We start from the raw sequence: 14,029 nt of genomic DNA, 5'->3' as shown, positions 1-14,029 counted from the left end.
AGCGCCGGCCCCTGGCGGCAGCACGCGCCGCCGAGGGCGGGCCACGGCACCGGCCCGCCGCGCCAACCGCCTGGCGACCGGTCAACCACCTGCCAGCTCAGTCAGGCGGTCAGCCGACCCGCCCGAAGCCCTCTGCTCAGATGTGCTGCGTGGGCACCGAAGCCGTCTGCTGCGCGCCGCTGTCGCCGCCGCCGGGCAGGCGCAGCTTGAACAAGTCGGCCAACGCCTCGCGGTACTGATCCTGGCCCAGGTCGTTCGTGTTGTGGTGCGTGCCGCCTTCCACGATCACGAAACGCTTGGGCTCCTGCGCCGCCTCGTAGAGCTTGCGGCCCAGGGACGGCAGGATCAGCCGGTCGTCGCTGCCATGCACCACCAGCAGGGGGGAGCCGATGTGCGCCACCTTCTGTGCCGACTCGAAGCGCTGGGTGATCAGCCCCGAGATCGGCAGCCAGCCCCACTTGAAGGTGCTCACCACCTCGGCGATGTTGGTGAAGGTGCCTTCGACGATGGTGCCTTTCTCGTCGGGCACCTGCGCAGCCAGGTCGATGGCGATGGCACCGCCCAGCGAGTGGCCGAAGATGTAGCGGTCGCTGCGCGGCGCCTTGTCGGCCAGCCAGCGCCAGGCGGCGTGGGCGTCTTCCAGCGCGGTGGATTCCGAGGGCAGGCCCGCGCTGCTGCGGCCGAAGCCGCGGTAGTCCACCGCCAGCACCGAGAAGCCCATCTCGTTCATGCGTCGGATGCGCGGCGCCGAGCCGGTGACGTTCCAGCGGGCGCCGTGCAGGTACAGCAGCACCGGCGCGTCGGCCTGCTCGGCCGGCATCCAGAGGCCGTGCAGCTTCTCGGCGCGTGCCGTCACGGTGGACTGGAAATCGATCCACACGTCCTGCATGCCATCGGTCATCTGCATGCCGCCCCAGGCCCGGTCGCTGGGCTGGAAGATCCATTCACGCTGCTTGGTGTCGAGCGTGGCGCAGCCCGCCGTGACAGCCATGGCCAATGCGAGGCAGGAAAAAACGGACCAGCGTTTCATCATGGATGGGACAGAGTGGGGAAGCGGTGGAAAGTTCAGCTAACGGCTGTGGACGTTGCGCGGATGACAGCCCGGATGCGCTCGGGGGGAACGATTCGGCGTGGAAAGCCGCCCTGGGCGCGCCCGGGGCGCCTGCGGAAAGGGCCGAGCAAGTTTCGTGCATGGTTACCATCGACACCATGGGGGTTCCACCGCATGCCCCGCATCTGGTTTCTGGACTTTTTGGGCTGTAGCGCCCACCAGGTCTTGGCGCTATGCTATAAAAAGCATAGCAAATTATGGAGTTGATGTTGTGACCGATCCGAAGATTCCCCTGCTCGTCATCCACACCCTGTCGCCGGGCCATCAGGCGCAGATCGCCGAGCGTTACGACCTGCACTACGCCCCGACGGCGGCGGAGCGCACCGCCGCCATCGCCACGCAGGGCGAGCGCTTTCGCGCAGTGCTGACGATCGGCTCCACCGGCCTCACCGGCCAGGAGATGGCGGCCATGCCGTCGCTGGAACTGGTGTGCGCGCTGGGCGCGGGCTTTGAAAACATCGACGTGGAGGCGGCGCGCGCACGGGGCATCACCGTGGCGACCGGCGCCGGCACCAATGACGATTGCGTCGCCGACCATGCTTTCGGCCTGCTGCTCGGCGTCGTCCGCGGCCTGCGCCCGCTGGACCGGCTGGTCCGTGAGGGCGTCTGGCGCACGGCGATCCCGCTGCCGCCCAACGTCTCGGGCAAGCGGCTGGGCATCTTCGGCCTGGGTGCCATCGGCCAGAAGATCGCGCGCCGCGCCGCGGGGTTCGACATGCCCGTGGGCTACCACAACCGCCAGCCGCGCCCGGGCGTGGAACACCGCTACTTTGACAGCCTGGAAGCCCTGGCCGACTGGTGCGACGTGCTGGTCTGCGCCACGCCGGGTGGCGCTGCTACGCGCCACCGCATCAATGCCGGCGTGCTGAATGCGCTGGGCGCGCAGGGGTACCTCGTCAACATCTCCCGCGGCAGCGTGGTGGACACCGACGCCCTCGCGGCCGCGCTGCGCGAGCACCGCATCGCCGGCGCAGGGCTGGATGTGTATGAAAGCGAGCCGGCGCCGCCCGAGGCGCTGACCGGGCTGGACAACGTCCTGCTGACCCCGCACGTGGCCGGCTGGTCGCCCGAGGCGGTGCAGAGCAGCGTCGATCAATTCCTGGCCAACGCCGACGGGCACTTCTCCGGCCGTGGCGTGGTCGCGCCGGCCTGAGGGCCTGAGGGCCTGAGGGCGGGCTGAGCCGGCGGGCATGCACGTTCCACGCGTCTGCCGACCGATCGCTGGCCCATCGCTGACCCATCACTGACCGAGAGCGGCCGACCGAACGGGCGATGGGGCGGCGACGGGGCAGCGACAGGGCGGCTGACGGGGGGCGTCAGGGCTGCGCGTAGCCCCGGCACGCCCCCGCATTGGGCAGGCCCCGGCATTCGCGCAGCAACCGGCGGTCGCGCTCGGCGCTGCTCTCGCCCGAATGGTTCTGCGAAGGCTGGATGCGCACACCGCCTTGCTTCGCTGCCTTGGCGGCCTTAGGCGCCCGGGGCGCCCTGGGTGTCCTGGCGGCCCGTTCCTCCTGGGCGGCGCTGCGGGCTGCTGATGGGGCCGCTGCCGTCGCGTCGGCAGGGGCCCAGCCCGGCAGCGCGATGAACGCAGCCAGGGCGACCGTGTGGAGCAGTGGGTTTCGGGTCATGATCGTTTTCTTCCTCCCTCGCTGCAATATAGGCGGTGCCCGCACAGCCGCGCAGGTTGGCGTGAGCGTTTGACCTTCCGCTACATTCCCGGGCTTCCCTCCGTTCTCATTCGTTCGATCCATGCGCGCCACCCTCGCCACCCTGCAGGAATCCCGTATCCGTGAAGTTGCCAACGCCGGCATGGGCCGCAGCGACGTGCTGCCCTTCTGGTTCGGCGAAAGCGACGAAACCACGCCGCAGGTCATCCGCGATGCCGCAGTCGCATCGTTGCAGCGCGGCGAAACCTTCTACTCCCACAACCTGGGCCTGGCTGAGCTGCGCGAACAGGTCGCCGCCTATGCCAGCCGGCTGCACGGCGCCGTGGGCATGGACCGCATCGCCATCACCTCGGGCGGCGTGAATGCGCTCATGCTGGCCATGCAGGCGCTGCTCGATGCGGGCGACGAAGTGGTTGCGGTCACCCCGGTCTGGCCCAATCTGACGGCCCAACCCCTGGTGATGGGCGCGCGCCTGCGCTGCGTGCCGCTCATTCCGCAGGCCGACGGCGCCTGGGCGCTGGACATGGCTGCACTGCTGGCCGCCATCACTCCAGCCACCCGCCTGCTGGTGCTGAATGCACCCAACAACCCGACCGGCTGGACGCTGTCGGCCGAAGAACAGCGCACCCTCCTGCAGCACTGCCGCGGCACGGGCACCTGGATCCTGGCCGATGAGGTCTACGAACGCCTCTATTACGAGCCGACGCCCAACGCCTGCGCTCCCAGCTTCCTCGACATCGCCACGCCGGACGACCGGCTGGTGGTGGTGCAAAGCTTTTCCAAGAGCTTCCTCATGACGGGCTGGCGCCTGGGCTGGCTGGTGATGCCGCCGACGCTCACACCCCAGATGGGCAAGCTGGTGGAGTTCAACACTTCCTGCGTCAGCGTCTTCACCCAGCGCGCCGGCCTGGCCGCGCTCGCGCACGAGGCCGACATCACGCCCCGCGTGGTGGCCCACCTGCGCAACTGCCGCGACACGCTGGTGCCGCTTCTGCAGGCGCTGCCCGGGGTTTCCGTCGCGCCGGCCAAGGGCGGCATGTACGCGTTCTTCCGGCTGGAAGGCCAGGCCGACTCGCTGGCGCTGGCCAAGCGGCTGGTGGCCGAAGCCGGCCTGGGCCTGGCGCCGGGCGTGGCTTTCGCCGATGAAGCCGAGGGCTGGCTGCGCTGGTGCTTCGCCTCGCAGGACACGGGCCGCCTGGTGGAAGGGGTGGGGCGCCTGAAAAAATGGCTCGGGTTATAATCGGCCGGTTTTGCATGGTGCAAGACGCACGCCGGTGGCCGTTCCAGCCGCCAGCGCAAGTAAACCGGGGGTGCCAGCCGCCACTGCGATTCGCTCTTTCAGGTGCGAATCGGGCGGCCCGCCTCCATACAAAGGAAATCCAATGATCGCATCCTCCGTCAAGGCCGAAGTCGTCAAGGCCAACGCCCGCGCCGCCAACGACACCGGCAGCCCAGAAGTGCAAGTCGCACTGCTGACCGCCCGTATCAACGAGCTGACCCCCCACTTCAAGCAACACGCCAAGGACCACCACGGTCGCCGCGGCCTGCTGCGCATGGTGAGCCGCCGCCGCAAGCTGCTGGACTACCTGAAGGCCAAGGACGCTGACCGTTACACGGCGCTGATCGCCAAGCTGGGTCTGCGCAAGTAAGCGCATACGCATGCCGAAACGCCTGGGTTAGCACGCTAGCTCAGGCGTTTTTTACTTCGGAGTCGCCATAAGCAGAGCGAAGCTGTGTCATTCCAATGGTCCTGGGTTCCGTGCCCGGGCCCCAGGCCCACTGGAATGGCATCGTGTTCTGATTTGGTCTCCGGCCCTTGCTGGCTCTACGCAGCCAGCTATCAAAACCGAAGCATAGGAAATACGCATGACCATCTTCAACAAAGTCACCAAGTCCTTCCAGTGGGGCGACAAGACCGTCGTCATGGAAACCGGCGAAATCGCCCGCCAGGCCAACGGCGCCGTGCTGGTCGAGATCGACGGCACCGTCATCCTCGCCACCGTGGCAGCCTCCAAGTCGGCCAAGCCCGGCCAGGACTTCTTCCCGCTGACCGTGGACTACATCGAGAAGACCTACGCCGCCGGCAAGATCCCCGGCAGCTTCTTCAAGCGTGAAGCCAAGCCCAGCGAACACGAAACCCTGACCAGCCGCCTGATCGACCGCCCGATCCGCCCGCTGTTCCCCGAAGGCTTCCTGAACGAAGTGCACGTGGTGATCCACACCGTGTCGCTCAACCCTGAAGTCGATGCCGACATCGCCGCCATGATCGGCGTGAGCGCTGCGCTGGCCATCTCCGGCATCCCGTTCGCCGGCCCCATCGGCGCCGCGCGCGTGGGCTACATCAACGGCGAATACGTGCTGAACCCGGGCCAGACCGCCCGCAAGAATTCGCAGATGGACCTGGTCGTCGCCGGCACCGAAGCGGCCGTGTTGATGGTCGAATCCGAAGCCCAGCAACTCAGCGAAGAAATCATGCTGGGTGGCGTGGTGTTCGGCCACGAGCAAGCCAACATCGCCATCAACGCCATCCATGAACTGGTGCGCGACGCCGGCAAGCCCGTGTGGGACTGGCAAGCGCCCGCCGAAGACGAAGCCTTCGTCGCCAAGGTCAAGGGCCTGGCCGAAGAAAAGCTGCGCGCCGTCTACCAGATCCGCAGCAAGCAGGCCCGCACGCAAGCCCTGCGCGAAGCCAACGCCAGCGTGATGGCCGCGCTGAAGGAAAGCGGCGAGCCGTTCGATGCCGGCAAGGTGGGTGACCTGCTGTTCGCCATCGAATCGAAGATCGTCCGCAGCCAGATCCTGGCCGGCGAGCCCCGCATCGACGGCCGCGACACCCGCACCGTGCGCCCCATCGAGATCCGCAACTCCGTGCTGCCCCGCACGCACGGCTCGGCCCTGTTCACGCGCGGCGAAACCCAGGCGCTGGTGATCTCCACGCTGGGCACCGAGCGCGACGCGCAGCGCATCGACGCGCTGGCCGGCGAGTTCGAAGACCGCTTCATGTTCCACTACAACATGCCTCCCTTTGCCACCGGCGAAGTGGGCCGCATGGGTTCCACCAAGCGCCGCGAAATCGGCCACGGTCGCCTGGCCAAGCGCGCGCTCGTCGCCGTGCTGCCGACGAAGGAAGAATTCCCCTACACCATCCGCGTGGTGTCGGAAATCACCGAATCGAACGGCTCCTCGTCCATGGCTTCGGTCTGCGGCGGCTGCCTGTCGATGATGGACGCCGGCGTGCCGATGAAGGCCCACGTGGCCGGCATCGCCATGGGCCTGATCAAGGAAGACAACCGCTTCGCCGTGCTGACCGACATCCTGGGCGATGAAGATCACCTGGGCGACATGGACTTCAAGGTGGCCGGCACCACCACCGGCATCACCGCGCTGCAGATGGACATCAAGATCCAGGGCATCACCAAGGAAATCATGCAGGTCGCCCTGGCCCAGGCCAAGGAAGCGCGCATGCACATCCTGGGCAAGATGCAGGAAGCCATGGGCGAAGCCAAGACCGAAGTGTCCGATTTCGCGCCCAAGCTCTACACGATGAAGATCAACCCCGAGAAGATCCGTGACGTGATCGGCAAGGGTGGATCCGTGATCCGCGCACTGACCGAAGAAACCGGCTGCCAGATCAACATCGACGAAGACGGCACCATCACCATCGCCGCCACCGACGGCGACAAGGCCGAAGCCGCGAAGAAGCGCATCGAGCAGATCACGGCCGAAGTCGAGATCGGCAAGATCTACGAAGGCCCGATCGTCAAGATCCTGGACTTCGGCGCGCTGATCAACCTGCTGCCCGGCAAGGACGGCCTGCTGCACATCAGCCAGATCGCCCACGAGCGCGTGGAAAAGGTCACCGACTACCTGACCGAAGGCCAGATCGTCAAGGTCAAGGTGCTGGAGACGGACGAGAAGGGTCGCGTCAAGCTGTCCATGAAGGCGCTGCTGGACCGCCCCGCAGGCGACCAGGGCGGCCGTCCCGAGCGTGCCGAGCGCCAGGACCGCGGCGAGCGCCGTGATGGCGGCCGTGCCGAGGCGCAGCAGCAGCAACACGCCGCGCCAGGCGCCGACAGCGGCCAGTTCAACGGCTGATTGCTCCTGAAATGATGGCATCCGGCGCTTGTTTGACAAGCGCCGGAGCTGTTTTTCGATCCTCTACAAGGTCATCCCGATGAACCGAGTCATGCGCGCCGTGGAAATCACGGCTTTCGGTCCGCCTGAAGGACTGAAACTGGGCGAGCGGCCCGTGCCTACGCCGGGTCCGGGCGAGCTGCTGATCCGCGTGGCGGCCAGCGGCATCAATCGCCCGGACGTGCTGCAGCGCAAGGGCCACTACGCACCGCCGCCGGGCAGTTCGGACCTTCCCGGTCTGGAAGTGGCCGGTGTGGTCGAGGGCGGCGAAGCCGAGACGCTGGCGCAAGCCGGCCTGCGCATCGGCGACCGCGTCTGCGCGCTGCTGGCGGGCGGCGGCTATGCCGAGTGGTGCGTGGCGCCGGTCGAGCAGTGCCTGCCCGTGCCTGCCAACCTGAGCGACGTCGAGGCGGCATCGCTGCCGGAAACGTTCTTCACCGTGTGGAGCAACGTCTTCGACCGCGGCCGCCTGCAGGCGGGCGAGGTGCTGCTCATCCAGGGCGGCAGCAGCGGCATCGGGGTGACGGCCATCCAGCTTGCGCGGGCGCGTGGCGCCACGGTGGTGGTGACCGCCGGCAGCGACGACAAATGCGCCGCTTGCCTGGCGCTGGGCGCCCACCATGCCATCAATTACAAGACGCACGACTTCGTCGCCGAGATCCAGCGCATCACGCAGGGCCGCGGCGTCGACGTGATCCTGGACATGGTGGCGGGCGACTATGTCCAGCGCGAGGTGGAATGCCTGGCCGAAGACGGCCGGCTGGTCATCATCGCTGTGCAGGGTGGCGTGAAGGCCGAGTTCAACGCCAGCCTGGTGCTGCGCAAGCGGCTCACCATCACCGGATCGACACTGCGTCCCCGCTCGGTGGAATTCAAGGGTGCGATCGCCCGCGCGCTGCGCAAGGAAGTCTGGCCGCTGCTCGAATCCGGTGCCGTGCGCCCCGTGATCCACAGCACGCTGGACGCTGGCGATGCCGCGCAGGCCCACACCTTGATGGAATCGAATCAACACATCGGCAAGATTGTCTTGACGTGGACCGCATGAAAAAGAAGCTCATTGCCGGCAATTGGAAGATGAACGGCGGCCTCGCCGCGAACGAGGCCCTGCTGAAGGCGTTGCGCGACGGGCTGGCATCGCAGCCGGGCTGCGACGTGGCGGTGGCGGTTCCGGCGGCGTATCTGGCGCAGGTGCAGTCGCTGACGGCAGGGTCCGGCATCGCCTTGGCGGCGCAGGATGTGTCGGAGCACGAGTCAGGTGCCTTCACGGGAGAGATCTCGGCAGCCATGCTGCGCGACTTCGGCGCGCGCTATGCACTGGTGGGCCATTCGGAGCGCCGTCAGTACCACGGCGAAACCGACGCGGTCGTGGCGGCCAAGGCCCAGCGTGCCCTGGCAGCGGGCATCACGCCCATCGTCTGCGTGGGCGAAACGCTGGCCGAGCGCGAAGCAGGGCAGACCGAGGCGGTCGTCAAGCGGCAGCTGGCCGCCGTGATCCACGTCAACGGGCACTGCATCAGCGAGATCCTCGTGGCGTACGAGCCGGTCTGGGCCATCGGCACGGGCCGCACGGCCACGCCGGCGCAGGCCCAGGAAGTGCACGCCGTGCTGCGCGCGCAGCTGGCTGCCGCCACCGACAAGGCGGACCGCATTCCGCTGCTGTACGGCGGCAGCATGAACGCGGCCAACGCCGCCCAGCTGCTGGCTGAACACGACATCGACGGTGGGCTGGTGGGCGGAGCCTCGCTCAAGGCCCCCGATTTTCTGCAAATCATTGCTGCAGCGCGCTGAAGTCCGGCGCCGTCTGCTATCAAAACAGGAGTATTGAAGAATGAATGTATTGGTCAACGTCATCCTCGCCATCCAGATGCTCACGGCGCTGGGCATGATCGGGCTCATCCTGATCCAGCACGGCAAGGGCGCCGACATGGGCGCGGCTTTCGGCAGCGGCGGCTCGGGCAGCCTGTTCGGCGCCAGCGGCAGTGCCAACTTCCTGTCGCGCACCACCTCGGTGCTGGCTGCGGTTTTCTTCGTCTCCACGCTGGCGCTGGCGTATTTCAGCAACGCGCGTCCCGCCACCACGGGCAGCGTGCTGGAAGGCGGCCCTGCCGCTGCCGTGCCCGCAGGTGCCCGTCCAGCAGCGTCGGCGCCTTCGGCCGTGCCTGCCGTACCGGCCACGCCCGCGTCTGGCGCAGGCCAGATTCCGACCAAATAATCTGCTTTCCGTGAACTCTTGTCACTGAGGTAAGGGAATTTCCGGAGTAGAATCACGGATTGCCTGGACAAGCCAAAACCGAAAGGTTCCTCATGCCATCCAGGTGCATACATCAGCCGTCGTGGTGAAATTGGTAGACACGCTATCTTGAGGGGGTAGTGGCGAAAGCTGTGCGAGTTCGAGTCTCGCCGACGGCACCAATCAAAAGGCCCCCTCGCATGCTCTGCAACGGAGTGTGTGTGGGGAGTCCTCAGCGGTGAGCAAATCCTCCAGATGAACCTCGATCAGTACCTCCCCGTTCTTCTGTTCATTTTGGTCGGCATCGGCGTAGGCGCCGTCCCGCTGATCCTGGGCTATGTGCTCGGCCCCAATCGCCCCGATGCGGCGAAAAACTCCCCCTACGAATGCGGCTTCGAAGCTTTCGAAGACGCCCGCATGAAGTTCGACGTCCGGTACTACCTCGTCGCCATCCTCTTCATTCTTTTCGATCTGGAAATCGCATTCCTCTTCCCATGGGCCGTCGCCCTGCACGATGTGGGTTTGACGGGATTCATCGCCGTGGTGATCTTTCTGGCCATCCTCGTCGTGGGCTTCGCTTACGAATGGAAAAAGGGTGCGCTGGATTGGGAATGAACGGCCAGAACAAAGGACAACACGATGATTGAAGGCGTGATGAAGGAAGGCTTCATCACCACGAGCTACGACTCCGTGGTGAACTGGGCCAAGACCGGCTCGCTGTGGCCCATGACCTTTGGTCTGGCCTGCTGCGCTGTCGAGATGATGCACGCGGCCGCTGCGCGTTACGACATCGGCCGCTTCGGTGCCGAAGTGTTCCGTGCCAGCCCCCGCCAGTCCGACCTGATGATCGTGGCCGGCACGCTGTGCAACAAGATGGCGCCGGCGCTGCGCAAGGTGTACGACCAGATGTCCGAGCCCCGCTGGGTGCTCTCCATGGGTTCCTGCGCCAACGGCGGCGGCTACTACCACTACAGCTACTCGGTGGTGCGCGGCTGCGACCGCATCGTGCCGGTCGACGTCTACGTGCCGGGCTGCCCGCCCACGGCCGAAGCGCTGATCTACGGGATCATCCAGCTGCAGCAGAAGATCCGCCGCACCAACACCATCGCGCGCGTCTGAGGGCTCGAACATGACTGCTATTGCCATTCGCCCCGAAGTGCTTCGGGATGTGATCGCTGGCGCCCTGGGCGACAAGCTGCGTTCGATCACCGTCCAGCTGGAAGAAGTGACCGCCGTGGTTTCCGCGGCCGATTACCTGGCCGCCATGCAGATCCTGCGCGACGCGCCCGGCTGCCAGTTCGAGCAGCTGGTCGATCTGTGCGGCGTGGACTATTCCGCCTACCGCGAAGTCGGTGTGGAAGGTGCGCGCTACGGCGTGGTGTCGCACCTGCTGTCGGTCAGCCTGAACCAGCGCGTGCGCGTCAAGGTGTTCTGCCCCGATGACGACCTGCCGGTGGTCCCCTCGGTGGCCGACCTGTGGAACTCCGCCAACTGGTATGAGCGCGAGGCGTTCGACCTCTACGGCATCGTGTTCGACGGCCACAACGACCTGCGCCGCATCCTGACCGACTACGGTTTCATCGGCCACCCGTTCCGCAAGGACTTCCCGCTGACGGGTCACGTCGAGATGCGCTACGACGCCGACCAGCGCCGCGTGGTGTACGAGCCCGTGACCATCGAGCCGCGCGAGGTAACGCCGCGCATCATCCGCGAAGACAATTACGGAGGCCTGCATTGAGGCGCTCTGGCGCCCAGTGATCCACCATGGCTGAAATCAAGAACTACTCCCTGAACTTCGGGCCCCAGCATCCGGCCGCGCACGGCGTGCTGCGCCTGGTGCTCGAGCTGGACGGCGAAGTCGTCCAGCGCGCCGACCCGCACATCGGCCTGCTGCACCGCGCCACCGAGAAGCTGGCCGAGCACAAGACCTTCATCCAGTCGCTTCCCTACATGGACCGGCTGGACTATGTCTCGATGATGTGCAACGAGCATGCGTATTGCCTGGCCATCGAGAAGCTGCTGGGCCTCGACGTGCCGCTGCGCGCGCAGTACATCCGCGTGATGTTCTCCGAGATCACCCGTCTGCTGAACCACCTGATGTGGCTGGGTTCGCACGGCAACGATTGCGGCAGCTCCACGATCCTGATCTACACCTTCCGCGAGCGCGAAGACCTGTTCGACATCTACGAAGCGGTGTCGGGCGCGCGCATGCACGCGGCCTACTTCCGTCCGGGCGGCGTCTACCGCGACCTGCCCGACTCGATGCCGCAGTACAAGGTCAACAAGATCCGCAATGCGAAGGCCATCGACGCGCTGAACCAGAACCGCCAGGGTTCGATGCTCGACTTCATCGACGATTTCACCAAGCGCTTCCCCAAGTGCGTGGACGAATACGAAACCCTGCTGACCGACAACCGCATCTGGAAGCAGCGTACGGTGGGCATCGGCGTGGTGACGCCGGAGCGCGCGCTCAACCTGGGCATGACCGGCCCGATGCTGCGCGGTTCGGGCATCGCCTGGGATCTGCGCAAGAAGCAGCCCTACGACGCCTATGACCGCGTCGATTTCGACGTGCCGGTCGGCAAGACGGGCGACTGCTATGACCGCTACCTGGTGCGCGTGCAGGAAATGCGCGAGTCCAATCGCATCATCAAGCAGTGCGTGGACTGGCTGCGTGCCAATCCCGGCCCGGTCATCACGGACAACCACAAGGTGGCGCCGCCATCGCGTGAGTCCATGAAGTCCAACATGGAAGAGCTGATCCACCACTTCAAGCTCTTCACCGAAGGCTTCCGCGTGCCCGAAGGCGAGGCTTATGCCGCCGTCGAGCACCCCAAGGGCGAGTTCGGCATCTATCTGGTGAGCGATGGTGCCAACAAGCCATACCGTTTGAAGATCCGTGCCCCGGGATTCGCCCACCTGGCGACCCTGGACGAAATGGCGCGGGGTCACATGATTGCCGACGCGGTGGCCATCATCGGCACCATGGATATCGTGTTCGGGGAGATTGATCGATGATTACCGAAGCGACCAAGGCGCGGTTCGCGCGCGAAGTGGCGAAGTACCCGCCCGAGCAGAAGCAGTCGGCCGTGATGGCCTGCCTGGCCATCGTCCAGCAGGAACAGGGCTGGGTGAGCACCGAGAGCGAAGCCGTCATCGCCGAGTACCTGGGCATGCCGCAGATCGCCGTGCACGAAGTCACGACGTTCTACAACATGTACAACCAGCAGCCGACCGGCAAGTTCAAGCTGAACGTCTGCACCAACCTGCCGTGCCAGCTGCGCGACGGCCAGAAGGCGCTGCACCACCTGGAAAAGAAGCTGGGCATCGCCATGGGCGAGACCACGCCCGATGGCCTGTTCACGCTGCAGCAATCCGAGTGCCTGGGTGCCTGCGCCGACTCCCCCGTCATGCTGGTCAACGACCGCACGATGTGCAGCTTCATGGACAACGACAAGCTCGACCAGCTGGTGGACGGACTCCGGCAGGCCGAAGGTGCGGCCCCGGGCCGCGTGGAGGAGCGCGCATGACCTCCGCCGCACAAATCCTCTCGCAGTTCCAGGCCACGGGCGTCCAGACCTGCTTCCACGACCGCCACATCGAGCCGCAGATCTACGCGGGCCTCGATGGCACGAACTGGAGCCTCAAGGACTATGAGGCGCGCGGCGGCTACCAGGCCCTGCGCAAGATCCTGGGCACCGACGGCGGCGAGCCGCTGACGCAGGACCAGGTCATCGCCACGGTCAAGGAATCGGGCCTGCGCGGCCGCGGCGGCGCCGGCTTCCCCACCGGCCTGAAGTGGAGCTTCATGCCCCGCTCGTTCCCCGGCCAGAAGTACCTCGTCTGCAATTCCGACGAGGGCGAGCCGGGCACGTGCAAGGACCGCGACATCCTGCAGTTCAACCCGCACATTGTCATCGAGGGCATGATCATCGCGGCCTATGCGATGGGCATCTCTGTGGGCTACAACTACATCCACGGCGAGATCTTCCAGACGTACGATCGTTTCGAAGAGGCGCTGGAAGAGGCGCGCGCCGCCGGCTACCTGGGCGACAAGATCCTGGGCAGCAACTACAGCTTCCAGCTGCACGCGGCCCACGGCTTCGGCGCATACATCTGCGGCGAAGAGACGGCTCTCCTCGAGTCGCTGGAAGGCAAGAAGGGCCAGCCGCGCTTCAAGCCGCCGTTCCCTGCGAGCTTCGGCCTGTACGGCAAGCCCACCACGATCAACAACACCGAAACCTTCGCGGCGGTGCCCTGGATCATCCGCAACGGCGGCGCGGCCTACCTGGCTTGCGGCAAGCCGAACAACGGCGGCACCAAGATCTTCTCGGTGTCCGGCGACGTGGAAAAGCCCGGCAACTACGAAGTGCCCATGGGCACGCCCTTCGCCAAGCTGCTCGAGCTGGCCGGCGGCGTGCGCAAGGGCCGTCAGCTGAAAGCGGTGATTCCGGGAGGCTCGTCGTCGCCCGTGCTGCCCGCGTCCATCATCATGGAATGCACGATGGACTACGACTCCATCGCCAAGGCAGGCTCCATGCTGGGCTCGGGTGCCGTCATCGTGATGGACGACTCCCGCAGCATGGTGGAAAGCCTGCTGCGCCTGTCGTACTTCTATTCGCACGAATCCTGTGGCCAGTGCACGCCCTGCCGTGAGGGCACGGGCTGGATGTGGCGCGTGATCGACCGCATCCAGCACAGCGAAGGGCGCGTGGGCGACCTGGACCTGCTGAATTCGGTGGCGGACAACATCCAGGGCCGCACGATCTGCGCCCTGGGCGATGCAGCGGCGATGCCCGTGCGCGCCATGATCAAGCACTTCCGCCCCGAGTTCGAAGCGCTGATCCGACAACAGACTCCCCAGGCGCCTGCCTCTGCCTGACCTCG

15 protein-coding genes and 1 tRNA gene are annotated in these 14,029 nt (G+C 66.2%); 14 read left to right on the top strand and 2 right to left on the bottom strand.

Annotated elements, in window-relative coordinates:
- Positions 1-136: 136 nt before the first annotated feature.
- Positions 137-1,030: an alpha/beta hydrolase gene (locus ASF94_RS11035; protein ID WP_056667159.1), complete on the bottom strand. Its 894-nt coding sequence runs from the start codon at positions 1,028-1,030 to the stop codon at positions 137-139.
- A 292-nt stretch (positions 1,031-1,322) separates the two neighbouring features.
- Here ASF94_RS11035 and ASF94_RS11030 point away from each other — a divergent pair, with 292 nt between their 5' ends.
- Positions 1,323-2,264: a 2-hydroxyacid dehydrogenase gene (locus tag ASF94_RS11030; RefSeq protein ID WP_082493181.1), complete on the top strand. Its 942-nt coding sequence runs from the start codon at positions 1,323-1,325 to the stop codon at positions 2,262-2,264.
- A gap of 163 nt (positions 2,265-2,427) precedes the next feature.
- On the opposite strand, the gene ASF94_RS11025 is transcribed toward ASF94_RS11030, so the two are convergent.
- Positions 2,428-2,739 (bottom strand): hypothetical protein, encoded by a 312-nt coding sequence (locus tag ASF94_RS11025; RefSeq protein WP_235505336.1) that lies wholly within the window; start codon positions 2,737-2,739, stop codon positions 2,428-2,430.
- Between the two features lie 121 nt (positions 2,740-2,860).
- On the opposite strand from ASF94_RS11025, the gene ASF94_RS11020 reads away from it, so the two are divergent.
- The 13 genes from ASF94_RS11020 to nuoF all read left to right on the top strand — a co-directional run bounded on the left by ASF94_RS11020 (position 2,861) and on the right by nuoF (position 14,024).
- Entirely contained in the window at positions 2,861-4,018 is a 1,158-nt protein-coding gene (locus ASF94_RS11020; protein ID WP_056665850.1) for a pyridoxal phosphate-dependent aminotransferase, read from the top strand.
- Between the two features lie 142 nt (positions 4,019-4,160).
- Positions 4,161-4,427, top strand: coding sequence for a 30S ribosomal protein S15 (gene rpsO / locus ASF94_RS11015; protein ID WP_056665847.1), 267 nt, complete (start codon positions 4,161-4,163; stop codon positions 4,425-4,427).
- A 217-nt stretch (positions 4,428-4,644) separates the two neighbouring features.
- Positions 4,645-6,873, top strand: a complete 2,229-nt coding sequence (gene pnp, locus ASF94_RS11010; protein WP_056665845.1) for a polyribonucleotide nucleotidyltransferase — start codon at positions 4,645-4,647, stop codon at positions 6,871-6,873.
- A 79-nt stretch (positions 6,874-6,952) separates the two neighbouring features.
- Positions 6,953-7,957, top strand: coding sequence for an NAD(P)H-quinone oxidoreductase (locus ASF94_RS11005; protein WP_056665843.1), 1,005 nt, complete (start codon positions 6,953-6,955; stop codon positions 7,955-7,957).
- Positions 7,954-8,700, top strand: a complete 747-nt coding sequence (gene tpiA, locus ASF94_RS11000; protein WP_056667151.1) for a triose-phosphate isomerase — start codon at positions 7,954-7,956, stop codon at positions 8,698-8,700. Before ASF94_RS11005 ends, tpiA begins: the two co-directional genes overlap by 4 nt.
- A gap of 40 nt (positions 8,701-8,740) precedes the next feature.
- On the top strand, positions 8,741-9,124 hold the full coding sequence (secG, locus tag ASF94_RS10995) for a preprotein translocase subunit SecG (protein WP_056665839.1): 384 nt from the start codon (positions 8,741-8,743) through the stop codon (positions 9,122-9,124).
- A gap of 115 nt (positions 9,125-9,239) precedes the next feature.
- Positions 9,240-9,324 (top strand) — tRNA-Leu (locus ASF94_RS10990).
- A gap of 73 nt (positions 9,325-9,397) precedes the next feature.
- Complete coding sequence (locus ASF94_RS10985; RefSeq protein ID WP_056665836.1) at positions 9,398-9,757, top strand: NADH-quinone oxidoreductase subunit A; 360 nt, start codon at positions 9,398-9,400, stop codon at positions 9,755-9,757.
- Positions 9,758-9,781: 24 nt separating this feature from the next.
- Positions 9,782-10,261, top strand: coding sequence for an NADH-quinone oxidoreductase subunit B family protein (locus ASF94_RS10980; RefSeq protein WP_007849129.1), 480 nt, complete (start codon positions 9,782-9,784; stop codon positions 10,259-10,261).
- Between the two features lie 10 nt (positions 10,262-10,271).
- On the top strand, positions 10,272-10,880 hold the full coding sequence (locus ASF94_RS10975; protein WP_056665833.1) for an NADH-quinone oxidoreductase subunit C: 609 nt from the start codon (positions 10,272-10,274) through the stop codon (positions 10,878-10,880).
- A gap of 26 nt (positions 10,881-10,906) precedes the next feature.
- On the top strand, positions 10,907-12,160 hold the full coding sequence (locus ASF94_RS10970; RefSeq protein ID WP_056665831.1) for an NADH-quinone oxidoreductase subunit D: 1,254 nt from the start codon (positions 10,907-10,909) through the stop codon (positions 12,158-12,160).
- The gene (nuoE, locus tag ASF94_RS10965) at positions 12,157-12,672 is read left to right on the top strand and encodes an NADH-quinone oxidoreductase subunit NuoE (RefSeq protein ID WP_056665828.1); all 516 of its coding nucleotides are present in this window, start codon (positions 12,157-12,159) and stop codon (positions 12,670-12,672) included. The genes ASF94_RS10970 and nuoE overlap by 4 nt, the downstream gene beginning before the upstream one ends.
- Positions 12,669-14,024, top strand: coding sequence for an NADH-quinone oxidoreductase subunit NuoF (gene nuoF / locus ASF94_RS10960; protein ID WP_056665826.1), 1,356 nt, complete (start codon positions 12,669-12,671; stop codon positions 14,022-14,024). Before nuoE ends, nuoF begins: the two co-directional genes overlap by 4 nt.
- The last annotated feature ends 5 nt before the right edge of the window (positions 14,025-14,029 follow it).

Source organism: Acidovorax sp. Leaf160 (assembly GCF_001424265.1).
Lineage (GTDB): Bacteria > Pseudomonadota > Gammaproteobacteria > Burkholderiales > Burkholderiaceae_C > Paracidovorax.
This window is presented reverse-complemented; position numbering and strand designations above follow the sequence as displayed.